General features: G+C 72.9%; 23 protein-coding genes. 4 read left to right on the top strand and 19 right to left on the bottom strand.

Annotated features, from left to right (window positions below):
• Position 1: 1 nt before the first annotated feature.
• The 5 genes from CUT83_RS22385 to CUT83_RS22365 form a co-directional block, all read right to left on the bottom strand.
• A complete protein-coding gene (locus tag CUT83_RS22385; RefSeq protein ID WP_101257636.1) occupies positions 2 to 943 on the bottom strand; it encodes an ROK family glucokinase in 942 nt (313 codons plus the stop codon).
• A gap of 174 nt (positions 944 to 1,117) precedes the next feature.
• The gene (locus CUT83_RS22380; protein WP_101257635.1) at positions 1,118 to 1,678 is read right to left on the bottom strand and encodes a DUF5304 family protein; all 561 of its coding nucleotides are present in this window, start codon (positions 1,676 to 1,678) and stop codon (positions 1,118 to 1,120) included.
• A 142-nt stretch (positions 1,679 to 1,820) separates the two neighbouring features.
• Positions 1,821 to 3,137: an ArsA family ATPase gene (locus CUT83_RS22375; RefSeq protein WP_101257634.1), complete on the bottom strand. Its 1,317-nt coding sequence runs from the start codon at positions 3,135 to 3,137 to the stop codon at positions 1,821 to 1,823.
• Positions 3,138 to 3,139: 2 nt separating this feature from the next.
• Complete coding sequence (locus tag CUT83_RS22370) at positions 3,140 to 3,589, bottom strand: SRPBCC family protein (protein ID WP_101257633.1); 450 nt, start codon at positions 3,587 to 3,589, stop codon at positions 3,140 to 3,142.
• Positions 3,590 to 3,737: 148 nt separating this feature from the next.
• Positions 3,738 to 4,499 carry a metallophosphoesterase family protein gene (locus CUT83_RS22365; RefSeq protein WP_101257632.1) on the bottom strand — a complete coding sequence of 254 codons (762 nt, stop codon included), beginning with the start codon at positions 4,497 to 4,499 and terminating at the stop codon, positions 3,738 to 3,740.
• Positions 4,500 to 4,779: 280 nt separating this feature from the next.
• Between CUT83_RS22365 and CUT83_RS22360 the strand changes: the two genes are divergently transcribed.
• Positions 4,780 to 6,573, top strand: coding sequence for an AMP-dependent synthetase/ligase (locus tag CUT83_RS22360; RefSeq protein ID WP_101257631.1), 1,794 nt, complete (start codon positions 4,780 to 4,782; stop codon positions 6,571 to 6,573).
• Positions 6,574 to 6,757: 184 nt separating this feature from the next.
• Here the strand turns inward: CUT83_RS22360 and CUT83_RS22355 are convergent, their stop codons facing one another.
• Entirely contained in the window at positions 6,758 to 7,915 is a 1,158-nt protein-coding gene (locus CUT83_RS22355; protein WP_101257630.1) for a glycosyltransferase family 4 protein, read from the bottom strand.
• Positions 7,916 to 7,975: 60 nt separating this feature from the next.
• On the opposite strand from CUT83_RS22355, the gene CUT83_RS22350 reads away from it, so the two are divergent.
• The gene (locus CUT83_RS22350; protein WP_101257629.1) at positions 7,976 to 9,274 is read left to right on the top strand and encodes a glycosyltransferase 87 family protein; all 1,299 of its coding nucleotides are present in this window, start codon (positions 7,976 to 7,978) and stop codon (positions 9,272 to 9,274) included.
• 39 nt (positions 9,275 to 9,313) lie between these two features.
• On the opposite strand, the gene CUT83_RS22345 is transcribed toward CUT83_RS22350, so the two are convergent.
• The 5 genes from CUT83_RS22345 to CUT83_RS22325 all read right to left on the bottom strand — a co-directional run bounded on the left by CUT83_RS22345 (position 9,314) and on the right by CUT83_RS22325 (position 15,078).
• Positions 9,314 to 10,645, bottom strand: coding sequence for a peptidase MA family metallohydrolase (locus CUT83_RS22345; protein ID WP_143688610.1), 1,332 nt, complete (start codon positions 10,643 to 10,645; stop codon positions 9,314 to 9,316).
• Positions 10,646 to 10,715: 70 nt separating this feature from the next.
• Complete coding sequence (locus tag CUT83_RS22340) at positions 10,716 to 11,783, bottom strand: C40 family peptidase (RefSeq protein WP_101257627.1); 1,068 nt, start codon at positions 11,781 to 11,783, stop codon at positions 10,716 to 10,718.
• Positions 11,784 to 12,062: 279 nt separating this feature from the next.
• Positions 12,063 to 13,088: a C40 family peptidase gene (locus CUT83_RS22335; protein ID WP_101257626.1), complete on the bottom strand. Its 1,026-nt coding sequence runs from the start codon at positions 13,086 to 13,088 to the stop codon at positions 12,063 to 12,065.
• 369 nt (positions 13,089 to 13,457) lie between these two features.
• Positions 13,458 to 14,810: an NYN domain-containing protein gene (locus CUT83_RS22330; RefSeq protein WP_101257781.1), complete on the bottom strand. Its 1,353-nt coding sequence runs from the start codon at positions 14,808 to 14,810 to the stop codon at positions 13,458 to 13,460.
• Positions 14,811 to 14,832: 22 nt separating this feature from the next.
• Positions 14,833 to 15,078: a hypothetical protein gene (locus tag CUT83_RS22325; protein ID WP_093848576.1), complete on the bottom strand. Its 246-nt coding sequence runs from the start codon at positions 15,076 to 15,078 to the stop codon at positions 14,833 to 14,835.
• Between the two features lie 424 nt (positions 15,079 to 15,502).
• Here CUT83_RS22325 and CUT83_RS22320 point away from each other — a divergent pair, with 424 nt between their 5' ends.
• Positions 15,503 to 15,784 carry an Lrp/AsnC family transcriptional regulator gene (locus CUT83_RS22320; protein ID WP_093848456.1) on the top strand — a complete coding sequence of 94 codons (282 nt, stop codon included), beginning with the start codon at positions 15,503 to 15,505 and terminating at the stop codon, positions 15,782 to 15,784.
• Positions 15,785 to 15,875: 91 nt separating this feature from the next.
• Here the strand turns inward: CUT83_RS22320 and trpD are convergent, their stop codons facing one another.
• The 5 genes from trpD to ctaE all read right to left on the bottom strand — a co-directional run bounded on the left by trpD (position 15,876) and on the right by ctaE (position 21,328).
• Positions 15,876 to 16,940, bottom strand: coding sequence for an anthranilate phosphoribosyltransferase (gene trpD, locus CUT83_RS22315; RefSeq protein WP_101257625.1), 1,065 nt, complete (start codon positions 16,938 to 16,940; stop codon positions 15,876 to 15,878).
• Between the two features lie 204 nt (positions 16,941 to 17,144).
• Positions 17,145 to 18,788 carry a cytochrome bc1 complex cytochrome b subunit gene (gene qcrB / locus CUT83_RS22310; RefSeq protein WP_101257624.1) on the bottom strand — a complete coding sequence of 548 codons (1,644 nt, stop codon included), beginning with the start codon at positions 18,786 to 18,788 and terminating at the stop codon, positions 17,145 to 17,147.
• Positions 18,785 to 19,849 carry a cytochrome bc1 complex Rieske iron-sulfur subunit gene (gene qcrA / locus CUT83_RS22305; protein ID WP_101257623.1) on the bottom strand — a complete coding sequence of 355 codons (1,065 nt, stop codon included), beginning with the start codon at positions 19,847 to 19,849 and terminating at the stop codon, positions 18,785 to 18,787. The genes qcrB and qcrA overlap by 4 nt, the downstream gene beginning before the upstream one ends.
• Positions 19,846 to 20,664 (bottom strand): cytochrome bc1 complex diheme cytochrome c subunit, encoded by an 819-nt coding sequence (qcrC, locus tag CUT83_RS22300; protein WP_101257622.1) that lies wholly within the window; start codon positions 20,662 to 20,664, stop codon positions 19,846 to 19,848. Before qcrC ends, qcrA begins: the two co-directional genes overlap by 4 nt.
• 55 nt (positions 20,665 to 20,719) lie before the next feature.
• Positions 20,720 to 21,328 (bottom strand): aa3-type cytochrome oxidase subunit III, encoded by a 609-nt coding sequence (gene ctaE / locus CUT83_RS22295; protein WP_093848461.1) that lies wholly within the window; start codon positions 21,326 to 21,328, stop codon positions 20,720 to 20,722.
• Positions 21,329 to 21,587: 259 nt separating this feature from the next.
• On the opposite strand from ctaE, the gene CUT83_RS22290 reads away from it, so the two are divergent.
• Positions 21,588 to 21,989: a response regulator transcription factor gene (locus tag CUT83_RS22290; RefSeq protein ID WP_101257621.1), complete on the top strand. Its 402-nt coding sequence runs from the start codon at positions 21,588 to 21,590 to the stop codon at positions 21,987 to 21,989.
• 103 nt (positions 21,990 to 22,092) lie between these two features.
• Here the strand turns inward: CUT83_RS22290 and CUT83_RS22285 are convergent, their stop codons facing one another.
• From CUT83_RS22285 to CUT83_RS22275, 3 genes are all read right to left on the bottom strand, one after another.
• Positions 22,093 to 23,286 carry a L,D-transpeptidase gene (locus CUT83_RS22285; RefSeq protein WP_101257620.1) on the bottom strand — a complete coding sequence of 398 codons (1,194 nt, stop codon included), beginning with the start codon at positions 23,284 to 23,286 and terminating at the stop codon, positions 22,093 to 22,095.
• A 122-nt stretch (positions 23,287 to 23,408) separates the two neighbouring features.
• Positions 23,409 to 23,807 (bottom strand): cytochrome c oxidase subunit 4, encoded by a 399-nt coding sequence (locus CUT83_RS22280; RefSeq protein WP_093848464.1) that lies wholly within the window; start codon positions 23,805 to 23,807, stop codon positions 23,409 to 23,411.
• The coding region (locus CUT83_RS22275) for a cytochrome c oxidase subunit I (protein WP_101257619.1) at positions 23,804 to 24,994 on the bottom strand (1,191 nt) is incomplete at its 5' end. The genes CUT83_RS22280 and CUT83_RS22275, both read right to left, overlap by 4 nt.

Below are 24,994 nucleotides of genomic sequence, written 5' to 3'. Positions count from 1 at the left end.
GTCAGCCCTGGCGGGCCAGGTCGGCCGCGCCCACCAGACCGGCCCTGCCGCCGAGCTGGGCGGCGAGCACCTGGGCGTGCGGGCGCCACTGGCTGCCCACCAGCCAGCGGCGGAAGGACTTGCGGATCGGTTCGAGGACGAGGTCGCCCTCGTCCGAGACGCCGCCGCCGACGATGAACGCGGCGGGGTCGAAGAGGGAGGCCAGGTCGGCCAGTCCCGCTCCGGCCCAGCGGGCCAGCTCGCGGAAGGAGTCGACGGCCACCGGGCAGCCCTTCCGGGCGGCCTGGCTGATGTGCCGGCCCTCGATGCCCTCCGGGGTCCCGTCGCCCAGGGCGAGCAGGATCTTCGCGTTCTCGGGGGTGGCGTTGGCGCGCTGGCGGGCGTAGCGGACCAGGGCGCGGCCCGAGGCGTACTGCTCCCAGCAGCCCTGGCTGCCGCAGCCGCACAGCAGGCCGTCGGGCACGACCCGGACGTGGCCGAACTCCGCCGCGACGCCGAACCGTCCGCGGTGGAGCCTCCCGCCGATGATGATGCCGCCGCCCAGTCCGGTGCCGAGCGTGATGCACACGACGTCGTCGTGGCCCTGGCCGGCGCCGAAGCGGTACTCGCCCCAGGCCGCGGCGTTGGCGTCGTTCTCGACGACGACCGGGAGGCCGACGCGCTGTTCGACCTTGTCCTTGAGCGGCTCGTTGCGCCACTTGATGTTGGGGGCGAACAGGACGGTGGCCCGCTTGTCGTCGACGTAGCCGGCGGCGCCGATGCCGACCGCCTCGATCTCGTGCCCGGTGCTGACGGTGCGGACCGCCTCCGCGATGGCGTCGATGACGCCCTCGGCGGTGGACGGGGTGGGCACCGTGCTGGTTTCGAGGATCGCGCCCTCTTCGTCGACCACGCCGGCCGCGATCTTCGTACCGCCGATGTCGACGCCGATGGTGAGTCCCATGTGTCCCTCAGTTACTCGGTCGATCCCCGCTGTGCACAACCGTACCGGAGGGCGGAGGCTTGAACGGACCGACTGCGAAACCCAACCCGGTCCGTACAAGGTCTGAACACTGTCCGAACGGCATCCGAAGCGTTCCCGGCCGGGTTCCGGCCGGGGCGGGAGCCGGAGCGGAGGTCAGTCGAGGTCGATCCGCTGGGACCCTGCGGGGCCCTCCCCCTCGCCGCCCTTGCCCTTCTCTCCCCGGTCTCTCCCGTCCTTCCCGTCCTTCCCGTCCTTCCCGTCCTTCCCGTCCTTCCCGTCCCGGGCTTCGCCTCCGTCCTCCGCCGCGCCGCCGCCCGCTCCCGCACGGGTCCAGCGCCCCTCCTGGTCCGTCACCGCGGCGCGGTAGGCGGCCAGCAGCTCGCCGCCCGCGGCGGCGAGGTGGTCGAAGACCTCCGGGTTGCGTTCGACGACGGGTTCCACCGCCGCTCTGGCGCGGTCGGCGAACTGGGCGAACTGCCGCACCGCGCCCCGGGCGGCGGGGCCGGCCAGCGGCCCTCCGAGTTCGGCGAGCTTCCCCGTGACCGCCTCGGCCAGCTTGAGCAGTTCCTCGGCGGCGCTCCCGGGCGGAGTCCCGTACCGCTCGCGGCGGCGCTCGCGCTCGGCGGCGAGGTCCTCCTCGCAGGCGGTGGCCCAGGCATCGGAATCGGCCCCCGGGTCCGCGTCGTGGGAGGGGCGCTCGGTGGCATCGCTCATGGCGGGCTCCTGGGGCGGTGGCTGCGGCGGGGCCGCGGCGGTCCGCGGCGTGTGGCGGAGGGGCGCCCGGCGGGCGGTCCCTCCTCCTCGACGTTACCCGAACGCCCCGGCGGCGCCCGGGGCGTCGGACGGGCTCCCTCGGTCAGTCCCGCGCGGGCCACAGCCCGGGCTCGGGCTCGAAGCGCACCGTCAGCTCGCCGTCGGCCAGCCGGGCGCCGGCCACCGCGCAGCGGCACAGCGCGGCGGGCAGCGGCAGCACCCGGCGGAACGGCCCGGTGGTGACGACGACCTCGTCGCCGCGGCGCACCAGGGACAGCGTCTCGCGGACGGCGCCGGGCAGCGGCAGCCGCCACAGCAGGACGCCCTCGTCCGCCAGCCGGTCCTCCACCGCCCACGGGCCCTCGGCCCGGTCCCCGCCCGGGGCGGCTCCGGGCGGGAAGCCGGGCGGCGGGCCGGGCGGCGGGAGCCGCTCCGCCAGTTCGCCGAGGTCGGCCGCGCCCTGCGGCTCCCGCCCCAGGTGCGGCAGCTCGCACACGGCCGCCGGGCCGGACGGGCAGTCGTCCAGCAGTTCCTTGAGCGCCTCCTGCTGGCGGGACGCCAGGCCCGCCAGCCAGGGGTCGGGCGAGGCGGTGGGCAGCAGCCGGTTGGCGACCACGGCGTCCGGCGCCAGGCCGTGCAGCGCGAGTCCGGCCCGGGCGGCGCGCAGCGCACGGACGGCGGCGGGGCCGGGCTCGACGACCAGCCGCACGGTCGTCCCCGGCGACTCGACCACCGCCTGTACGGCGGCGAGTTCGCGGTCCAGCCGGCCGGCGGCCTCGTAGAGCGAGCGGGCGGGCATCGGCACCCCGGCGAGCTGGGCCAGCACCGGCCGCAGCGCACGGGCGGCCTGCCGCTCGGGCGGCAGCAGCCGCCGCAGCCAGCGCCGGGTGTGCTCGGGCAGCGCCAGGGTGCGCACGGCCGGCCCGACCGGCGGCATGTCGGCCACGACCAGGTCGTACGGACCTCCCCCGGCGGGGTCGTGCGCGGCCGGGTCGTGCGCGGCCGGGTCGTGCGCCGAGCGCAGGGCGCGCAGCAGGGCGAAGGCGTCGGCTCCGGGCGGCTCGGCCAGCTCGTCGTCGTCCAGCGGCTCAGCGCCCAGCAGGTCCAGGGCGGAGCGGGCGCGCTCCTGGAGGGCCACGGCACGGGCCCGGAAGTCGGCGCCGGAGTCGAGACGGGACAGGACCAGGCCGGGCGCGACCTCGCGGGAGGCCCCCTCCCCGCCCTCCCCGCCCGCGCCGTCCGTGCCGTCCGCGCCGTCCGTGCCGAACAGCGCCCCCAGCAGCGCCGGGTCCTCGGCGCTGAGCAGCAGGGTGCGGCGGCCGCTTCCGGCCGCCGCCAGCGCGGTGGCGGCCGCGACGGTGGTGCGTCCGCTGCCCCCGCCGCCGGTGACCAGGACCGTGCGCGTCCGGGTGCCCTCCACGCTCAGGACTTGGCGCCGCTCTCGACGCGCTTCTTCAGCCCGTCCAGAGCACGGTCGATGATGACCTTCTCGGCCTTGCGCTTGATCATGCCGAGCATGGGGATCTTCACGTCCACGGTGAGCTGGTAGGTCACCTCGGTGCGGCTGCCGTCGTCGAGGGCCCGCAGGCGGTACACGCCGTCCAGGGTGCGCAGCATCTGCGACCTCACCAGGGACCAGCGGACCTCCTCGGGACCGGCCCACTCGTAGGCGAGGGTGTGCTCGTCCCGGATGGCCCCGGCGTCGAGCAGCAGCCGTACCTGCTCGGCCCGGCCGCGGTCGTCGGTGGAGAGCACCTCGGCCTCCTTGACCTCGCCGGTCCACTCCGGGTAGCGCTCGAAGTCGGCGATCACCTCCATCACCTCGGCCGGTGCCGCCTCGACGATGATGCTCGACCTGGTGTGCTCGGCCATCCCTGTGGCTCCTCCGCGTTGCTGCGCCCGGCTCGTGGTCCGCCGCCGTCTGCGGGGGAAGGCTATCGCGCGCGGACGCGGCGGCCCGCCCGCCCCCGCCTCCCCGCGTGCTCCCCCTCCCGTCCGCGTTCCCGTCCGCCCGGCGCCGTCACCACTCCAGGACCCAGGGCCTGCCGGTGGCGTTGAAGTGGCCGACGTTCACGCATTCGGTCCGGCCGATCCGCGTACGCCGCACCAGGGGCTGGTGGACGTGGCCGAAGAGGGCGTACCGGGGCCGCACCGCGTGGACGGCCTCCAGCAGCGCCTCGCTGCCGCGCTCGAAGCGGCGGGCGACGGTGTCGTAGCACAGCTCGGGCACCAGGGGCGGGATGTGGGAGCACAGTACGTCGACCTCGCCGAGGGCTGCGACCTTGGCCGCGTACGTCTCCTCGTCGACCTCGAAGGGCGTGCGCATCGGGCTGGGCAGCCCGCCGCCGACGAAGCCGAAGCGCAGGCCGCCGATGTCGGCCGTACGCCCGTCCAGGACGGTGGTGCCCTCGCCGGCGTACTCGGACCACAGCGCGGGGAGGTCCACGTTGCCGTAGGTGGCGTAGGTGGGGGCGGGGAAGGCCGCGAAAAGCTCGGCGTACTGGCGGCGCACGGCCGCCTCCACCGCCCCCGCCTTGTCCACGTCCGCCCAGAGCCGGGCCGACAGCTCGCGGGCCTCGTCGAAGCGGCGCGCGGTGCGCAGTTCGACGTACCGGGTGGTGTTCTCCGCGCCGAAGAGGTCGGGGAAGATGCCGCGGGTGTGGTCGGCGTAGTCGATGAACAGCACGAGATCGCCCAGGCAGACCAGTGCGTCCGCGCCCTCGCCGGCCGCGGCCAGGTCCCGGCTGTTGCCGTGTACGTCGCTCACCACATGGACTCGCATGAGGCCACCCTAGAACCCGCGCCCCGGCGCGCGGAGGGTCCGCGCGCACCCCCTGGACCTGCGGCTCCTTCGTGGCCGCCGGGTGCGTGGACTACCCTGCTGGTGACAGTCCCGTGGTGTGTGACGCACCGAACATCTCGGCGCCACCCCCTATCCCGAGCCCCGTACTGGTGGGTAACGTCCGTGGCCGTCCACCCTCAAGACGGTATGTCTTGGGCCAGAGCCGACGGAGGTCCGTTTCCCGGCGGATCCGCGGCGGCGCCGATGAGGAGCATCAGTTTTGCGCGAGTTCAGCCTTCCGGCCCTGTACGAGGTGCCCGCGGACGGAAATCTGACCGATCTCATCCGCCGCAACGCCGCACAGCACCCCGACCTCCCGGTCATCGCCCGCAAGGACGCCGAGGGCGGCTGGGAGGACCTGACCGCCCGGGAGTTCCTGGCGGAGGTGCGGGCCGCCGCCAAGGGCCTGATCGCGGCGGGCGTGCGCCCCGGTGACCGGATCGGCCTGATGTCGCGCACCCGCTACGAGTGGACGCTGCTGGACTTCGCCGTCTGGAGCGCCGGCGCGGTGACCGTGCCCATCTACGAGACCAGCTCTCCCGAGCAGATCCAGTGGATCCTGTCCGACTCCGGCGCGGTCGGCTGTGTCGTGGAGAGCGGCGCCCACGCCGCCGCGGTGGAGTCCGTGCGCGACCGGCTGCCCCAGTTGGCGGACCTGTGGATCATCGACGACGGCGCGGTGCGGAAACTGGCCGACTCCGGCACGCAGATCACCGACGCGGTCCTGGACGAGCACAGCGGCGCCGCCGGCGCCGACGCCCCGGCCACCATCGTCTACACCTCCGGCACCACCGGCCGTCCCAAGGGCTGCGTCCTGTCCCACCGGGCGTTCTTCGCCGACTGCGGCAACGTGGTCGAGCGGCTCAAGCCGCTGTTCGTCCCCGGCGAGGGCTCGGTGCTGCTCTTCCTGCCGGTCGCCCACGTCTTCGGCCGCATGGTGCAGATCGCCGCCGTCATGGCGCCGATCCGGCTCGGTCTGAGCCCCGACATCAAACAGCTCACCGACGACCTCGCGGGTTTCCGCCCGACGCTGATCCTGGGCGTGCCCCGGGTGTTCGAGAAGGTCTACAACTCGGCGCGGGCCAAGGCGCAGGGCGAGGGCAAGGGGAGGATCTTCGACCGGGCCGCCGACACCGCGATCGCCTACAGCCGCGCGCTGGACACCGCCTCCGGCCCCTCGCTGGGCCTGAGGCTGAAGCACAGACTCTTCGACAAGCTGGTCTACGGCAAGCTGCGCGCGGTCCTCGGCGGCCGGGCCACCCACGCCATCTCCGGCGGCGCGGCGCTGGGCGAGCGGCTGGGGCACTTCTACCGCGGCATCGGCTTCACCGTGCTGGAGGGCTACGGCCTGACCGAGTCCTGCGCGCCCACCGCCTTCAACCCCTACGACCGCCCGAAGGTCGGCACGGTCGGACAGCCGCTGCCGGGCTCGACGGTCCGCATCGGCGACGACGGCGAGGTGCTGCTGCGCGGCGAGCACCTGTTCAGCGGCTACTGGAACAACGAGGCCGCCACCGCCGAGGCGATGGAGGACGGCTGGTTCCACACCGGCGACATCGGCACCCTCGACGAGGACGGCTACCTCACCATCACCGGCCGCAAGAAGGAGATCCTGGTGACGGCGGGCGGCAAGAACGTCGCCCCGGCCGTCATCGAGGACCGCATCCGGGCCCACGCCCTGGTCGCCGAGTGCATGGTGGTCGGCGACGGCCGCCCGTTCGTCGCCGCGCTGATCACGCTGGACGAGGAGTTCCTGCCCCGCTGGGCCGAGGAGCACGGCAAGTCCGGCCTGTCCGGGGAGCGGTTGCTGGAGGACCCCGAGCTGCTGGCGGCCGTCCAGCAGGCGGTGGACGACGGCAACGCGGCCGTCTCCCGTGCGGAGTCGGTGCGCAAGTTCCGCCTTCTGTCGGCCCAGTTCACCGAGGACTCGGGCCATCTGACGCCCTCGATGAAGCTCAAGCGCGGTGTGGTCGCCAAGGACTTCGCGCAGGAGATCGAGGCGCTCTACGCGTAACGCGGCGTCCGCCGCGCGCCCTTGGCGCGGCTGCGCGGACGCCGCCGGACACACGGACCGCCCCGGTCCGGACGGAAGGACTTCCGTCCGGACCGGGGCGGTCCGGCGTTCGCCGCCCTTCCCGGGGCGGGCCCGCCCGGCCGGAAGGCGGGACACGCTCCATCGGTCCGCCGAGACCGACGCGCTAGAGCAGTGCCCGCAGCCGCTCGGCCAGCAGGTCCCAGCGCCAGCGCTCCTGGACCCACTCGCGGCCGCGCTCGCCCATCCGGCGGCGCAGCGTGGGGTCCTTGAGCAGGTTCACGATGCGGTCGGCCGTCTCCGCGGCCGCCTCGCCGCCCGGGGCGCCACCGCGCACCACCCAGCCGGTCTCCCCGTCCAGCACGGCGTCGGGAGCGCCGCCGGAGTCGCCGGCGACGACCGGCAGCCCGGTCGCCGACGCCTCCAGGTAGACGATGCCGAGCCCCTCCACGTCGAGCCCGCCTCGGCGGGTGCGGCAGGGCATGGCGAAGACGTCGCCCGCGCCGTAGTGGGCGGGCAGTTCCTCCCACGGCACCGCGCCGGTGAAGCGGACCGAGCCGGCCACACCGGTCTCCTCGGCCAGCCTCCGCAGCGCCTGCCCGTAGGGCCCGCCGCCGACGATCAGCAGCACCGCGTCGGGCACCTCGGCCAGGATCCGCGGCATGGCGCGGACGAGGGTGTCCTGGCCCTTGCGCGGCACCAGCCGCGAGACGCACACCACGACCGGCCGGCCGGCCAGGCCCAGCCGCTCCCGCACCGCGTCGCCGCCGGAGCCGGGGTGGAAGGTCTTCTCGTCGACGCCCGGCGGCAGATGGACCATCCGCGCCGCCGCCTCGCCGGTGAGCGCGGCGGCTATCCGGGAGCGGGTGTACTCGCCGAGGTAGGTGAGGGTGTCGGTGCCCTCGCCGATGCGCCGCAGCAACTGCCGGGCGGCCGGCAGCCCGGCCCAGCCGGCCTCGTGGCCGTGGGTGGTCGCCACCAGCCGCCGCGCTCCCGCCCGGCGCAGCGCGGGGGCCATCAGCCCCAGCGGCGCCGCCGCCCCGAACCACACCGACGCACATCCGTGTTCGCGCAGGAGCGAGACCGCGCGGCGCGTCACGCGCGGGGTCGGCAGCAGCATGGTGGTGGAGTCGCGCACGACGGTGAAGGGCTGCTCCGCGTCGAAGCGAGCGGTGGCCTCGGCGCCCTCCCGGCCGCGCTTCCAGGTCGAGGCGTAGACGACGACCCGCTCCGGGTCCAGCCGCAGCGCCATGCTGTGCAGGAAGGCCTGGATGCCGCCGGGCCGGGGCGGGAAGTCGTTGGTGACGATCAGGGTCTTGTCCATCGCCGCCGACAGTACCCGCTGCCCTCGGGGCGCCGGGGCGGCACCCGGTACGGTCGGTCCATGCGCCTTCTGATCGCGGCCTGGGCCGCCACCCGGACCGTGCTGCTCCTGTGCGTGTTCAAGGTGATCACGGTGCCGGGACCGGACGTCACCAGCGACGTCTCGGTGATCTACCAGGGCTGGTACCGGGTGCTGAGCACCGGTGTCTTCCCGCCGGACGACGTCACCTGGCAGTACCCGCCCGCCGCGGCGCTGGCGATCCTCTCCCCCGCGCTGCTGCCCTTCCTGGAGTACCCGGCCGCGTTCTACGTGCTGGCCTGCGCCGCCGACGCCGCCGCGTTCGCGCTGCTGCTGTACGCCTCCCGGCGCGGCGCCGGGCCGGAGCGCGGCCGCGGCCGTGCGGGAGCGTGGGTGTGGGTGGCCGGGGTGCCGCTGCTGGGCCCGACGGTGTACGCCCGCTACGACCTGATGGTCACCGCCGTCGCGGTCGCCGCGCTGCTGGCGCTGTCGCGCAGCCCGCGCACGGCCGGGGCGCTGGCGGCCTTCGGGGCGCTGCTGAAGGTGTGGCCCGCGCTGCTGCTGGTGGGCACGCCGCGCGGGCGCGTCACCCGCGCCGTGTGGGGCGCTGCCGTGGCGGCGGCCCTGGTGCTGACCGCCGCGTTCGCCGCCGCCATGCCCGGCGCACTGGACTTCCTCACCCACCAGCGCGACCGCGGCACCGAGGTCGAGTCGGTGGGCGCCCTGGTCTTCCACGTGGCGCGGCACTTCGGCTGGGAGGGCCAGGTGCTGCTGAACTACGGCTCGGTGGAGTTCCTGGGCCCGTACGTGGACCTGGTGAGCACCGCGGCGCTGCTGTGCACCGCCGCCGCCTTCGGCTGGATGCTGCGGTGGCGGCTGCGCGCGGTGGAGTGGACGGCGTCCACCGCGGCGGACGCCGCGTTCGCCGCGGTGCTGCTGTTCACCGTCACCAGCCGGGTGATCAGCCCGCAGTACATGGTCTGGCTGGTGGGCCTGGCGGCGGTGTGCGTGACACTGCGCACCGGCCGGCAGGGGCTGCCCGCCGTGCTGGTGGTCGTGGCGACGGGGGTGACACTGCTGGAGTTCCCCCTCAACTTCGGCAGTGTGGTGGCGAGCGACGCCCTGGGCGTCACGCTGCTGGTGGTGCGCAACGGACTGCTGGTCGCCGCCGCGGTGCTGGCCTGCGCCCGGCTGTGGCGCACGACGGTGACCGAGCCCCTGCGCCGTACGGAGAGGGCCCCCGGGAACGACGAGGACAGCGAGGACGGCGGGGACGGCGGGGACGGGCGCGGCAGGGGTGCGAAGGCGCCGGAGCCGGAGGGCGGACTGGTCTCCCGGTGAGGCACCCCGTACGGCGCCCGCGCGGTGCCGCCGCGGGCGCTACCGCCCGCCCAGCTCCCGCCGCACGTACTCGCGCCAGCGCTCGGTGAGCCCGTCCATGCCGGTGCCGAGCACCTCGCGGACCACCGGGTCCATGCCGCCGCCGGACTCGCCCGCCGCCAGGTACAGCTCGACCAGTTTCTCCTCACCCCACCGCTGCGCCACCATCCGGCACAGCAGCCAGCCGCTCTCGTAGGAGCGGGCGAGCCGGTCGGCGTCCCCGTCGAAGGCGAACTCCTCGTCCGTGGGCAGTCGGCGGGGCACCTCGCCGTCGCGGACGGCGTCGGCCAGCAGGGGGGCGATCCGGGCGGGCGACCGGTCCACTCCCCGGTAGGCGGCCCAGTCGGCGAAGCCCTCCGACAGCCACAGCGGGGTGGACTCGGTGGTGTGCTCGCGGGTGGCCACATGGGTGACCTCGTGGGTCATGACGATCCGCCGCCCCTCCTCGCCCAGCAGCCAGTAGGCCTCCGGGTTGACCACGATCCGCTCGGCGGGGGCTGCGCCCCCGCCGCCCACCTCCCCGGTGGTGACGGCGGCGATGCCGCGGTAGGAGGAGGGCGGGCCGCCCAGGAGGCCGGCCATCCGCTCCAGTGTGGCGGGGGCCTGGACCAGCACCCGGCGCGGCCATTCGCGCGGCCAGGCCTCGCCTGCGCCGGGGACCGCGCGGTCGGCGTCGTCCGCCAGGGCGCGCAGGTCGAACTCCGGGCGGCCGACCCCCAGCACCAGGCTCCGCTCGCCGCGTACGACGGTCATCTCGCCCTGTTCCCACAGCTGCTGGGTACCGCGACGGCCGCCGGACGCGCCGTCGCCGCCGTCGCCGTCGCCGTCGCCGTCGCCGCCGTCGCCGTCGCCGTCGCCGTCGCCGTCGCCGTCGCCGTCGGAGGAGACGTACCAGCGGCCCTTCCGCTCGGTGAGGGTCAGGTACTCCACGTCCCGCACCGGTGCGGGGTCGTAGCCCTCGAACCGGTAGCGCAGTTCGGCCCGGACCGCGACCCGCCGGGGGCCGGCGCCCCCGTCCTCCGGAAGCGGGAAGGCGTCGTCGCCGGTGGCGGTGACGCGGTAGGACCAGTGGTCGACCGGCAGCCGGGCGAGGTTGCCGAACACCGTGCGCTGGGCGTCCCGGTAGCCGTCCGCGCGCGGATCGACGGTGGACAGGTACGCCTCGCGGTCACCGGTGAGCACCGCCTCGGCCTGGCGGTCCAGCACCGCCTGGAGCAGCCCGCGCTCCGCGGCGCCGTCCCGGTCCCGCTCCACACAGCCCGGCTGGAACGCCAGTAGCCCGGCCACCAGTACGGCCGGCACCGCCGACGCCCTCCGCCACCTGTGTGTCACACCGCTGATCGTACGGTCCCGGCCCGGGGCGCGCGGAGGGCCGGGCTCAGGACCGGGGCCGGGGACAAGGTCAGGGCCGGACCACGGCGGCGACCGGCATCATCCCGACCGGGTCGTACCGCACCCGCGCCCCCGGGCGCGGGGCGTGGACGACCTGGCCCCCGCCGACGTACATCCCCACATGGCTGGCGTCCGACCGGTAGACGACCAGATCGCCGGGGAGCGCCCGCTCCAGCGGTACGTGCCGCCCCGCGTGCAGCTGCCCCTGCGAGGTGCGCGGCAGGAAGACCCCGGCCCGGGCGTACGCCCAGGAGGTCAGGCCCGAGCAGTCGAAGGCGTGGGGGCCGGCCTGGCCCCAGGCGTACGGCGCGCCGACCGCCCCGCGGGCCGCGGCGACCGCTGCGGCGGCCCGCGACGAGGGGGCCGACTCCATCGGCGCGCCGGGATGTCCGCCGTCGCGCGAGGTGTGCCCGCGGGCGGCGCGCTCCTCGGGCGGGAGCCGGTTGAGCAGCCGTTGTGCGGCCGCGAGTTTGCGCTGCACGGTCTCGCGGTGCTCGCCCAGGGCCGCGCGCCGGCGCCGCAGTTCGGCGAGTTTCCCGCCGGCCTCGGTGCGCTGCTGCTCCAGCGCGCGCACCGCGCCGCGGAACGCCTTGAGCTTGGCCGCCTGGCGGCTGTTGATCCGGTCGAGGGTGGCGGCCTTGGCGAGGTACTCCTCCGGCCCCTCGGACAGGAGCAGCGCGAGGGCCGGGTCGATGCCGCCGGAGCGGTACTGCGCGCTCGCCAGGGAGCCCAGGTCCCCGCGCATCCGGTTGACCCTGGCCTGGTCGCGGGCGGCCCCGTCCTGGGCCCTCTCCACCTCCTCGCGCAGGTCCTCCACGCGTTCGGAGACGGTGTTGTAGCGCTCGGTGGCCCGCTCCGCGTCGGCGTAGAGACGGTCCACCCGCGCGCTCAGCGCGGCCGGGGCCGGGCCGTCCGCGGGGTCGGCCCCCGCCGGGGCCGCCGTCAGCACCGCCGCCGCGCCCGCGGCGGCGGACAGCGCGGTGACCCGGGTACCCAGCCCGGACAGGCCGGAAGAGGAGGCGCGCCGGCGGGAGCCGGAACGGCGGGGGGCGTGTCGGGGCGAAGGCTGCGAGACCACGGCGGAACCGCTCTCCCTTCCGCTTCGAGGACGGTGGCGGCCGACAGTAGCGGCACGGACACGTTCCGTTCACGCACCGCCGCACCGCCCATCGCGCGGCGCTCCTCCCCCGGCGCGGAACCGTGGCGCGGGCCGGGACCGGTTCACCGGCAGGTCAGAGGCAGGTCGGGGCCGGGTCGGAGCCGGGCCGGCGACGGGAGGCGGAAGAGGACGGCGAAAAGCCTCCCCCGCCGGGATTCACCCGTACGGAGGAGGCTGGAAAGCGCAGGTGACGGCCGGTCAGACGCGCACGCCGAACATGAACGGCATGTTGTTGATCGACTCGTAGCGCACGTTGGCGCCGGGCTTCGGGGCGTGCAGGATCTGCCCGTTGCCCGCGTAGAGGCCGACGTGGTGCAGGTCGTTGTAGAAGAAGACCAGGTCGCCGGGGGCGAGCTGGCTCCGGGAGATACGGGTGCCCGCGTTGGCCTGGGACTGCGAGGTGCGCGGCAGGGAGACGCCGGCCTGGCTGTAGGCCCAGGAGGTCAGCCCGGAGCAGTCGAAGGAGCTCGGGCCGGTCGCGCCCCAGACGTAGGGGGAGCCCAGCTTGGACTTGGCCGCGCCGAGGGCGGCCGAGGCGCGCTGTGTGGCGGAGGCCGAGCTGCCGAGGTCCACACGGGCCGAGGAGGCGCGGTTGGCGCGCTCCTCCTGCCTGGCGAGCTCGGCGCGCTCCTCGGCGGTGAGGGTGTTCAGCAGCCGCCGGGCCTCGGCGAGCTTGCCCTGGATCTTCTTCTTCTTGTCGCCGAGTTCCTTGCGGGTGTCCTCCAGGTCCTTCAGCTTCTCGGAGGCCTCCTCGCGCTGCTGCGAGAGGGTCCGCTGCTTGGCCTGGATCTTCTTCAGCGCGCCGGCCTGCTTGCTGCTGAGCTGGTCGAGCGCGGAGGCCTTGGCCAGGTAGCTGTCCGGGTCGGAGGAGAGGAACAGCTGAAGGGAGGGGTCGAGGCCGCCGCTGCGGTACTGGGCCGTGGCCATCGAACCGAGGCTGTCACGCAGGTCGTTCAGCTCTCCCTGACCGCTTGCGACGCTGTCCTGGAGGTTGCCGACCTGCTTCTGCAGCTTCTCCTGCTTCTCCTTCGCGCCGTTGTACTTCTCCGTGGCGTGCTCGGCCTCTTCGTAGAGCTTGTCGACCTTGGCCTTGACCTCGTCCTTGGTCGGCTTGGGTTCGGCCTGGGCCGTCTGGGATGTCAGTGCGACCGCCGCCGCTGCGGTCGCGGTGAGCACGGTCACACGTGCGCGGTTCGGCTGCTTGGGTCGACGGTGGGACGCCACTGGGGCGAGCTCCTTCTTCCTCAGCCGCCTGCCGGGAGTGACCGGGGCCACCCGGCTCCGCGATGAGCGCCGCGGATTCGGCGGTTCCTCCGCTGTCACCCCGGTTGGGTGATCAACTGCGCAGAGGTTCGGGCCAGACACTAGCCATGCGGGGTGATCGCTTCAAATCCTCATAGGAAAAATCTCGCCCGTCGGCCACATCCTTTACCATCGCTCCACTGTGGGCTACCGCGGCCTGACGCTGAGTGCCGCCCTCGGCGGACATTCCGGGCACGCGCGGGGAGATGACGCGGCGTCGGACACGGCACCGGGCAGGGCGCCGGACACGGCGGCGGGCGGCACTCCGGGCGGGTGCGGCTCAGATGCGGCTCAGGTGCGGCCGAGCCTGCGCAGCAGCAGCACCGACGCCACCGGACGGGCTCCGGCCGCGGCCACGCCGTCGGCCACCTCGCGGTCGGCGGAGACGACGACCACCGGACGGCCGGGCGGCTCCGCGCGCACCAGACGCCGGATCAGCTCGTCGGCGGTCTGCCCGGGTTTGCTGAACAGCACCCGCACTCCCCGCGGCGGCGCCAGCAGCACCGGAGCCGCCAGTTCCGCCCCGTCGAAGACACAGGTCACCTCGGCGCCGGTCTGGGCCGCCAGCCCCGCCAGTCCGCCCAGCAGCCGCAGCCGCTGCTTCTCCAGGGGCAGTGACGGATAGCCGGTCTTGGTGACGTTGTAGCCGTCCACCACCAGATGCGCCTGGGGCAGCGCCAGCAACTGGTCCAGCAGCGCGGGGTCCTCCTCGGACAGGGCGCGCCGGGCGATGTCCTTCGGCGTCATCCGGCCCGGCTCGACCGCGTCCACGGTCTCGGCCGGGCGGTGCGTGGCAGGCGGCAGGGCGAGTTCGCGCCGCAGCCCCTGGGCGGCGTCCAGCACCGTGTCCAGCAGCAGCCGCAGGCGCATGTCCTCCACACTGCGCCCCTCGCGCACCGCGCGGCGGCCGGCCTCCAGGGCCGCCTCCGCCTCCGCCAGCCGCGACCGCAGCCGGCGCGCCTCGCTCTCGGCGGCGGCCTTCTCCGCGGCGGCCGCGGCCCGCGCCTCCTCCAGCTCGGCCCGCGCCTTGCGCGCCGCCGCCTCGCCGCGCTTGACGTCGCTGAGCGCGCTGCGCAGCCTGCGGTGCAGGGAGTCGGTCTCCTTGCGGGCGGCGTCCAGTTCCGCGCGGAGCCCCTCGGTGTGGGCACGCTCGGCGGCCCGGGCCTGCGCCAGTTCCTCACGGAGCCGGGCCAGTTCCCGCTCCGCCTCCTCGCCGGCGCGTTCGGCCTGCGTCCGCTGGGCCTCCTCGCTCGCGGCGGCGACGAGCTTGACCCAGCCCTGAGGCCGCAGCACATAGGCGACCGCGGCCACGTCCACGGGGTCGGCGGCGGCCGGGAACGTACCGCCCCGGACGGACGCGGCCAGCTCCGGCAGCGCCTCGCACAGCCGGTCGGCGATGCGCTGCCGGAAGGCCGGATCGCTCTCCAGGGCTGCGGCCATCGCGTTGCCCGCGAACCGGACTCGCCGCTGGGGGGTGAAACGGGCGTACTGCCGCAGAGGGACGGGGAGTTCGGCGACGGTGAGGCCGCCGAGCGCGTCACCCGTCAGCGCCACCACCCGGCGGCGTACCTTCTCGGGCAGCGGGCGGTCGAGCGCCTCCTCGCCGGGCTCACCCGGTCCGCGCTCACCACCCGTCCGTTCCACCACGGTTCACACCTGCCCGTCGTCACACCTGCGCGCCGGAGCTGGGGCGGTCCACCAGCTCGACCTGGTCCACCGCGTTGCACCAGCGACAGCGCACCGACTCGATCGTCTCACTGAGCACCTCGCGCTCCTCGACCCTCGGTTCCCCGGCCAGGTCCAGATGGACGTACTCCACCACCTTGCTGGAGCGCGTCACATCGAAGCGGGTGAGGTTGCCGCACATCGTGCAGCGCCACCGCGATCCTTCGTTCGGTCGGGGAACCGGCATCATCCTGTCCTCTCCTCGGTCCTGCCGTCGTCCTGCCGTCGTCCTGCCTTCGGTCCTGCCGTCGTGCTGCCGCTCCGCCGTGTTCCGGCGTTTTCCGGCGTTCTCCGGTACCCGGGTGCCCCGGACCCCGGAAGATGCTCGCGTGGTGCGTGTACCCCGGGCGCCCGGCCGGGGGTATCCCCGCAACCCTACGGCCTGGCGGCCACCGGGCGCGCCGCGGCGGGGGCCCGTATCCGGACCGGTACCGTCCGCGGAACCGGTCCGCCCCCCTGTCTCCCGCGGCGCCCCCGCCCTCCCCCGCGCCCGTGGGCCCGCCGCGGGCGGCGGCTACAGTGAGCGGGCCAGTTCCGCCTGTGGTGGGACCACGAGAGCGAAAGGCCCGCCGAGGCGCCGCCGCGGCCCCTCCCCCGAAGAAGGGAAAACCGTGATCACCTCGATCGTGCTCATCAGGACCAGCACCGACCGCATCCCGGAGATCGCCGAGCAGATCGCCGCACTGGAGGGTGTCAGCGAGGTCTACTCGGTGACCGGCGCCCACGACCTGATCGCCATGGTGCGCGTGGCCCGGCACGACGATCTCGCGGAGGTCATCCCGGGCCGCATCAGCAAGGTCCCCGGTGTGGAGTCCACCGAGACCCACATCGCCTTCCGGACCTACTCCCAGCACGACCTGGAGGCCGCCTTCGCCATCGGGCTCGATTCCTGAGATCCGCGGGCCGCCGGGCTTCCCGCACGAGCCCACGGGCTCCCCGCGGGCTCGTGCGGCCCCCGCGCTCCCCGGGGACCGCGGGGCGGCCTCAGGCGTTGCTGGCCGCCACCCAGCGATCCAGCGCCGCCCTGGCCGCGCCGGAGTCGATGGAGTGGGCGGCCCGCTCCATCCCCGCGGCGATCTGCTCGGTCAGCGGCGCCCCGGTGGGCTCCAGGGCGGCCAGCGCGGCCGCGGAGTTCAGCAGGACGGCGTCCCGCACCGGTCCCCTCCGCCCCTCCAGCAGCCGCCGGGCCACGTCCGCGTTGTGGGCGGCGTCCGCACCGCGCAGCGCCTCCAGCGGGACCAGGGAGACGCCGACGTCGCGCGGGTCGAAGGTCTCGGTGCGGACCTCGCCGCCTTGGACCACCCACACCGTCGAGGTGCCCGTCACCGTCAGCTCGTCCAGGCCGTCGTCGCCGCGGAAGACCAGCGCGGACGTCCCCCGCTCGGCGAGCACACCCGCCATGATCGGCGCCATCCGGGCGTCGGCGACACCGGTTGCCTGGGCCTTCACCCGGGCCGGGTTGGTCAGGGGGCCGAGGAAGTTGAAGGTGGTCGCGACGCCCAGCTCCCTGCGGGCCGCGGCCACATGGCGCAGCGCGGGGTGGAACCTCACCGCGAAGCAGAAGGTGATCCCGGCCTCGCCCGCGACCTCGGCGACCCGCTCGGGGGTGAGGTCCAGGTTGACGCCCAGCTTCTCCAGGACGTCCGAGGAACCGGACGCGCTGGAGGCCGCGCGGTTGCCGTGCTTGACGACGCGCACGCCCGTCCCGGCCACCACGATCGCGGACATCGTCGAGATGTTGACCGTTCTGGCCCGGTCGCCGCCGGTGCCGACGATGTCGACGGACGGGCCGGGCACCTCGATCACGTTGGCGTGCGCGTACATCGCGCGGACCAGCCCGGTGACCTCGTCGACCGTCTCGCCCTTGGCGCGCAGCGCCACCGCGAACCCGGCGATCTGGGCGTCGGTCGCCTCGCCGCGCATGATCTGGTCCATCGCCCAGGCCGTGCTCCCGGCGGGCAGGTCCTCGCCGGCCAGCAGGGCGCTCAGCACGTCCGGCCAGGTGCGCGCCGCCACGGTGTCGCCTCCGGTGGTCGTAGCAGCGCTCATGGGAATCACTCCTGGCGTGGTCGGATGCGAAGGCGGCCGGATCGGCTCGGCGGCCCGCGGCCAGCCTAACGGCGCGCCGCGGCGTCCACGGACGCTGCCCGCAGTCCGGACAGCTCCCGGGAACGCCGAGGGCCCCGGCCCTCCCTCAGGAGGACCGGGGCCCGGGGTGTGGCGACACCCTGTACCGGACTCGGCGGCCGTGGATCAGTGGCCGTGGCTGTGGCCGCTGGTGAGCTCCTTGAACTCCTCCGCGGTCGGCTTGGGGATCTGGCTTCCCTCCCCGTAGTAGCCCCGGCTGAGCCTGGCCCGGAGCTTCTGGACGGGACCGATCTTGCGCCGCACGCCGTTCTCGTCCGTCTCCGGACCGATCTCCAGCGGCTCGTACTGCTCGTGCGCGGTGAGGGTGTGCAGCTGCTCCCGGGAGAGCGGCTCGTGCACCTCGACGAACTCACCGTGCGGCAGCCGCTTGATGATGCCGCTCTCGCGCCCGTGCAGCACCTTCTCGCGGTCGCGCCGCTGCAGACCCAGGCAGATCCGCTTGGTGACGATGAAGACGACCACGGGGACCACGAAGAAGCCGATCCGGACGAACCAGGTGATGGCGTTGATCGACAGGTTGAAGTGGGTCGCCCACAGGTCGTTGCCGCCACCGACCAGCAGCAGGAAGTACACGCCGATCCAGGCCGCGCCGAACGCGGTGCGCGTCGGGGCGTTGCGCGGGCGGTCCAGGATGTGGTGCTCGCGCTTGTCGCCGGTGATCCAGGACTCGATGAACGGGTACACCGCGATCGAGGTGAGGACCAGCGGGAAGATGACCACCAGCGGGAGGGCCACGCCCAGGTTGAGGGTGTAGCCGCCGGGCAGCACCATCTCCCACGCGGGCATCGCGCGGATCAGCCCCTCGGAGAAGCCCATGTACCAGTCGGGCTGCGCGTTGGTGGACACCTGGTCCGGCCGGTACGGGCCCAGCACCCAGATCGGGTTGATGGTGAACGTCGCGGCGATGACCGAGATGACACCGAAGACCAGGAAGAAGAAGCCTCCGGCCTTGGCCATGTAGACCGGCAGCAGCGGCATGCCGACGACGTTCTTCTCGGTCCGTCCGGGACCGGCGAACTGGGTGTGCTTGTGGTAGAAGACCAGGATCAGGTGGGCCACCACCAGGCCCAGCATGATGCCGGGCAGCAGCAGGACGTGGGCCACGAAGAACCGCGGGATGATGTCCGTTCCCGGGAACTCACCGCCGAAGAGGAAGAAGGCGATGTAGGTGCCGACCACCGGCACGGACAGGACCGCGCCCTCCATGAACCGGACACCGGTGCCCGAGAGCAGGTCGTCCGGCAGGGAGTAGCCGGTGAAGCCGGTGAACATGCCCAGCACCAGCAGCAGGAAGCCGAACAGCCAGTTGATCTCGCGCGGCTTGCGGAACGCGCCGGTGAAGAAGACGCGCATCATGTGGACGAACATGCCCACCAGGAACACCAGCGCGGCCCAGTGGTGGATCTGCCGCATGAGCAGACCGCCGCGGACGTCGAAGCTGATGTCCAGGGTCGAGGCGTACGCCTGCGACATGTGGACACCCTGCATGGGCACGTAGGAGCCGTGGTAGACCACCTCGCCCATGCTCGGGTTGAAGAACAGCGTCAGGTAGACACCGGTCAGGATGATGATGATGAAGCTGTAGAGGCAGACCTCTCCGAGCATGAAGGACCAGTGGTCCGGGAAGATCTTCCGCATGTTGGCCTTGGCCAGGCTGTAGATGCCCAGCCGGCCGTCGGCCCAGTCCGCGACCCGCTCGCCGGCGGGCGCCTTGCCCCGGCGCTTCGGGGCGTCGCCTGCAGTACTCATCCGCGCTCCCAGAAGCTCGGGCCGACGGGCTCCGCGAAGTCGCCCTGCGCCTCGAGGTAGCCGTCTTCGTTGACACTGATCCGCAGCTGCGGCAGGGGGTGGCCGGCCGGACCGAAGATCACACGCGCGCCGTCGGCCAGGTCGAACGTCGACTGGTGGCACGGGCACAGCACGTGGTGGGTCTGCTGTTCGTACAGAGTGACCGGGCAGCCGACGTGGGTGCAGATCCTGGAGTAGGCCACGATGCCCTCGTGGGACCAGTCCAGCTCCTGCTTGTCCTTGATGTCCTCCGGCTCCAGGCGCACCAGCATCACCGCGGCCTTGGCGATCTCCGCCATGAACTCGTGGGTGCCCTCCTCCAGGCCCTCGGGCTTGGCGAAGACCAGGGAGCCGACGGTGATGTCCTCGGGACGCAGCGGCTCGTCGGTGTTCTGGTTGACGAGCAGCTTGCCCCTCTCCCAGGCGGTGTGGCGCAGCTTGTCCTCGGGCAGCGGACCGAGGTCGCGCAGCAGCACCACGCCGGACAGCGGCACCACGGCCAGCGCGCCGAACATGGTGTTGCGGATCAGCTTGCGGCGGCCGAGCTGCGACTCCTTGGCGCCCTGGGCGAAGTCGGCCAGGACCTGCGTACGGGTCGGCTCGTCCGCCTCGATCGGGTGGCGCTCGCCGATCAGCTCGTGGTCCGACATCAGCGTGCGGGCCCAGTGGACCGCGCCGGCGCCGATGCAGAACAGGGCGATGCCCAGCGTCATGCCCAGCGAGAAGTTCAGGGCGCTGATCTCACCGAGCGGCCAGATGAAGACGTACTGGTCGATCGGGAAGATCACATAGGAGGCGATGAAGCCGATGGTGGCCAGGATCGAGACCGTGAACAGCAGGGCGACGGTGCGCTCGGAACGCTTGGCGGCCCGCTCGTCGATGTCCTGGACACGCGGCTCGTGGGGCGGCAGCCCGGGGTCGGCGAACGGGTTCTGTGCCCTGGCCGCCTCGCCGTGGGCGCCCTCGCGCCCCGCCGGCAGGTTCTCGTCTGGCACGTCGTGGGATCCGGTGTGGCTACTCATGACTTCCTGGCCTTGGCGGTACGCGCCGCGACCCACACGGCGACGCCGATCAGAAGAGCGAGGACGATCGTCCACGCGAACATGCCTTCGGCGACCGGGCCGAAACCGCCCAGCTTGAAGCCGCCGGGGGACTTCTCGTCCTCGCCCTGGACGTCGTTGACGTAGGCGATGATCTCCCTCTTCTCCTTCTCCGGCAGCACCGAGTCGGGGAAGACGGGCATGTTCTGCGGGCCGGTCAGCATCGCCTCGTAGATGTGCTTGTCGGAGACACCGTCGAGCGAGGGAGCGTACTTGCCGTTGGTGAGGGCGCCGCCCTCACCGGTGAAGTTGTGGCACTGCGCGCAGTTGGTGCGGAACAGTTCGCCGCCCGCGGCGCTGTCCGCGCCCGCGGGGTCGTACTGCTCCTCGGTCGGGATGCTCGGACCGGGGCCCAGCGAGGCGACGTACGCCGCGAGCTGGTCGATCTGCGCCTGCGTGTAGACCTGCGGCTTCTTGGGCGCCTGAGCGCCCGGGGACTGGGCCGGCATGCGGCCGGTGCCCACCTGGAAGTCCACGGCCGCGGCGCCGACGCCCACGAGGCTGGGACCGTCACTCGTGCCCTGGCCACCGGTTCCGTGGCAACTGGAGCAGCCGGTGGCGTAGAGCTTCTCGCCCTCCTCGATGGCGAGAGACTGCGAGGACGCGGCCGATGTGTCGGCCTTCGCCTCGTCCGCGGGGGCGAACGCGGCGTACAGCCCCCCGGTGGCCGCCAGCGCGAAGAGTAGGACGACGAGCGCCGCCAGCGGATGGCGCCGTCGTGCGGAGAGCTTTTTCACGGATTACCCCGGTGTCAGGATCTTCTGCGTCGATGCTTCTGGCTGTACTGCCTGATCACTTGATCAGGTAGATGGTGGCGAAGAGGCCGATCCAGACGACATCGACGAAGTGCCAGTAATAGGACACCACGATGGCCGCGGTGGCCTGGTGGTGCGTGAAGCGCCGTGCCATGTACGTCCTGCCGAGGACGAACAGGAAGGCGATCAGGCCGCCCGTCACATGGAGGCCGTGGAAGCCGGTGGTCAGGTAGAACGCCGACCCGTACGGCCCCGAGGAGATGGAGACGCCCTCGTGGACCAGCTCGGTGTACTCGAAGACCTGGCCGCCGATGAAGATCGCACCCATGATGAACGTGATCACGAACCACAGGCGCAGCCTCTTCACGTCACCGCGCTCGGCCGCGAAGACGCCGAGCTGGCAGGTCAGGGAGGAGAGCACCAGAATCGTGGTGTTCGTCGCCGCGAACGGGAGGTTCAGGATGTCCGCCCGTTCCGTCCAGTATTCGGCTCCCGTCACCGACCGGAGGGTGAAGTACATCGCGAAGAGGGCCGCGAAGAACATCAGCTCGGAACTCAACCAGATGATGGTCCCGACGCTGGTGAGGTTCGGCCTGTTGACCGACGGGTGCGCGTGCCCGGTATCTACTGCTGTTGCTGTCGCCACGCCGACATTATGTCGGTCGCTTATCCGGCCCTCACCTCGGGGGGTCCTGTTCGGTGTGTCAACCGCCCATGTCCTGCTCAGACGGCCCATCCCCGGGCCTTCCGGATCCCTGACGCGACGGGCCGGGACGGAGTAGCATCCGCCAACGACGGCATACGCGGCCCACAGGTCCGTGGCTCCACGGGCCCGTGGACCTCTGAGCCACCCCGAGACACCCCGAGACGCCCTTGGCGGGCGTCCCCGAGGACACGGAGGAACCATGCAGCCGACCGCCACGGTGCTGGTCTACAGCGACGACGCCAACACCCGCGAGCAGGTGCGGCTGGCCGCCGGGCGCCGACCGGCCGCCGACGTGCCGCGGGTCGAGTACGTGGAGTGCGCCACGCTTCCCGCCGTGCTCACGGCCCTGGAGGAGGGCGGCATCGACGTCTGCGTCCTGGACGGCGAGGCGGTGCCCGCCGGCGGGATGGGCGTGTGCCGCCAGATCAAGGACGAGATCTTCGACTGCCCGCCCGTCCTGCTGCTGATCGGCCGCCCGCAGGACGCCTGGCTGGCGACCTGGAGCCGGGCGGAGGCAGCCGTTCCGCACCCGGTGGACCCGGTGCTCCTGGCCGACGCCCTGGCCGGACTGCTGCGCCGCGACGCGCACGCGGCCGCCTGAGAGTACGCCCGCGGGCGAAGGGCCGCTGCCGGCACCCGAGGTGCCGGCAGCGGCCCTTACCTCTTTCGAGTGAGCTCTGCTCCTTCCGGGTCCTCCCGGCCGGTCAACTCAGGGCGCTGCCCTCGCGCCACTGGTCCCAGGAGAGGTTCCAGTCGCCGAGGCCGTTGCCGAAGGCCGGCATCCTCGGCCCGTCTCCTCCCACGTGCCGGACGATGTCGCCCTGGCGGACGTTGTCGAAGAACCAGCGGGCGTTCTCGATGCTCATACCCGTGCAGCCGTGGCTGACGTTCTCCCTGCCGTGGTGCGCCGCCGACCAGGGTGCGGCGTGGACGAACTCGCCGCTGTCGGTGAGCCGCACGGCCCACTGGACGTTCAGGTCGTAGGACTCGGCGCTGCCCGCCGGGATGCCGATGCTGGTGCCGGTCATGCGTACGGCGGCCTGCCGGCCGAGCACCACCTTGACGCCCTCGCGGGTGCGGAACCCCGGCTTGCCGGTGGTGACCGGGACGGTCCGGACGGCCTCGCCGTTCTTCCGGACGGTCATCTCCGTCTCGTCGATGTCGACGACGGCCTCGACGCGGTCGCCGGTCCGGATGCGCACCGGCTCCGCCTTCCCGCCGCGCAGCCCGTCCCTGATCCACACGCCCTCCAGGCTGCCGCGCACCTCGACGGTGGCGTGCGCGGGCCAGTAGGAGCGCGGGCGGTAGTGGAGCGTGTGGTCGTCCATCCAGCGCCAGGAACCCTCCACGGCGGGCGAGGACTCCACCGTCAGCGCGCGTTCCACGATCGCGCGCTGCCGGACGTCCCTGACCGGCCGGCTGAGTTCGGCGGTGATGGGCTGGCCGACACCGTAGGTGCCGCTGTCCGGCCCGAGGTCCACGTCCAGCCTCCTGCCGCCGGTCGCCTGCCGGGTGGTGACCTCGGCGGTGCGGCGGCCCGGGGAGCCGTCGCCGCGCTCGGTGCTGACGACGACGGTGTAGCGCATGGCGCCGGCCAGCGGGGTGTCGCTGCGCCAGCGGGAGCCGTCGGCGGTCAGCGCGCCCTCCAGGCGGCGGCCCGCCGTGTCGACCGCGCGGACGTCCGTGATGCGGTTGCCGTCGCGGGCGGTGATCTCCAGGGGCTGGTCCGGGTCCGCGGCACGGCCTTTCCCGCCGGTGTTCAGCGAGACGTGCGCGGTGGCGTCGTAGGGGGCCGCGTCCTGAGGCCGCTCACCACTGCTGCATGCGGTGGGTCCCACCGCGAGCGGCGCGAGCATCAGGAAGCAGATCATTGCCGTCCTGCGTGATCCACGACTCATGCTGCCACGGTAGGAACGCTGCTCGGAACGGACGAGCCGGATACGTACGAACGGGTCATCTCCGGAGTGTGTCCGGAGATGACCCGTGCGTAAGGGGGTAGGGCTACTGGTTCCCTACCGGTTCACTGGTTCTGGTTCTCGCCGTGGTAGTACTCGAGGACCCAGCCGAACAGACCGATGACCAGCAGCGGCGCGGAGATGTAGACCAGCCACCAGCCGATGGCCACGCCGAGGAAGGCGAACGCCCCGCCCACGGCCAGGACGAGCGGCTGCCAGCTGTGCGGGCTGAAGAAACCCAGTTCGCCGGCGTCGTCGGCGACGTCCGCGTCCTTGTTGTCCTGCGCCCCGGTGTCCACCCGCCGGGCGGTGAAGGCCAGGTAGTAGCCGACCATGATCGACAGGCCGAAGGCCATGAAGAGCGCGGTGGTGCCGACCGGCTCCTTGGCCCAGAAGCCGTAGATGACGGCGACGGCCAGGATGAAGACCGACAGCCAGATGAACATGCGTCCCTGGATCTTCACTTGCCGGCCTCCTTGGCACCGGAGAGGGCCGGGCCCTCGGGACCCCCGGTGTTCTCGAGCTGGTCGAGGGCCGCGATCTCCGGGTGGTGCAGGTCGAACGCCGGGGACTCGGAGCGGATCCGCGGCAGGGAGACGAAGTTGTGCCGCGGCGGCGGGCAGGAGGTCGCCCACTCCAGCGAGCGGCCGTAGCCCCACGGGTCGTCCACGGTGACCTTCGGCGCGTACTTCGCCGTCTTCCAGACGTTGTAGAAGAACGGCAGGATCGACATGCCCAGCAGGAACGAGCTGATCGTCGAGAAGGTGTTCAGCGCGGTGTAGCCGTCGGCCGCCAGGTAGTCGGAGTACCGGCGCGGCATGCCCTCGGCGCCCAGCCAGTGCTGGACCAGGAAGGTGCCGTGGAAGCCGATGAACAGCGTCCAGAAGGTGATCTTGCCGAGCCGCTCGTCGAGCATCTTCCCGGTGAACTTCGGCCACCAGAAGTGGAAGCCGGCGAACATCGCGAAGACGACCGTGCCGAAGACCACGTAGTGGAAGTGCGCCACCACGAAGTAGGAGTCGGTCACATGCCAGTCCAGCGGCGGGGAGGCCAGCAGGACACCGGTCAGACCGCCGAAGAGGAAGGTGACCAGGAAGCCGACCGTCCACAGCATCGGCGTCTCGAAGCTCAGCGAGCCCTTCCACATCGTGCCGATCCAGTTGAAGAACTTCACGCCGGTGGGCACCGCGATCAGGAACGACATGAAGGAGAAGAACGGCAGCAGCACACCGCCGGTGGCGAACATGTGGTGCGCCCACACGGTGATCGACAGACCGGTGATGGCGATGGTGGCGCCGATCAGGCCGATGTAGCCGAAGATCGGCTTGCGGCTGAAGACCGGGATGACCTCGGAGACGATGCCGAAGAACGGCAGCGCGATGATGTAGACCTCCGGATGGCCGAAGAACCAGAACAGGTGCTGCCACAGCAGCGCGCCGCCGTTGGACGGGTCGAAGATGTGCGACTGGAACACCCGGTCCGACTCCAGGGCGAACAGCGCCGCCGCCAGCGGCGGGAAGGCCAGCAGGATGAGCACGCTGGTCAGCAGCACGTTCCAGGTGAAGATCGGCATCCGGAACATCGTCATGCCCGGCGCGCGCATGCAGATGATCGTGGTGATGAAGTTGACCGCGCCCAGGATCGTGCCGAA

The sequence above is a fragment of the Streptomyces barkulensis genome, from assembly GCF_002843305.1.
Taxonomy (GTDB): domain Bacteria; phylum Actinomycetota; class Actinomycetes; order Streptomycetales; family Streptomycetaceae; genus Streptomyces; species Streptomyces barkulensis.
The sequence above is the reverse complement of the archived record's forward strand: the minus strand, read 5'-3'. Positions and strand labels throughout refer to the sequence as shown.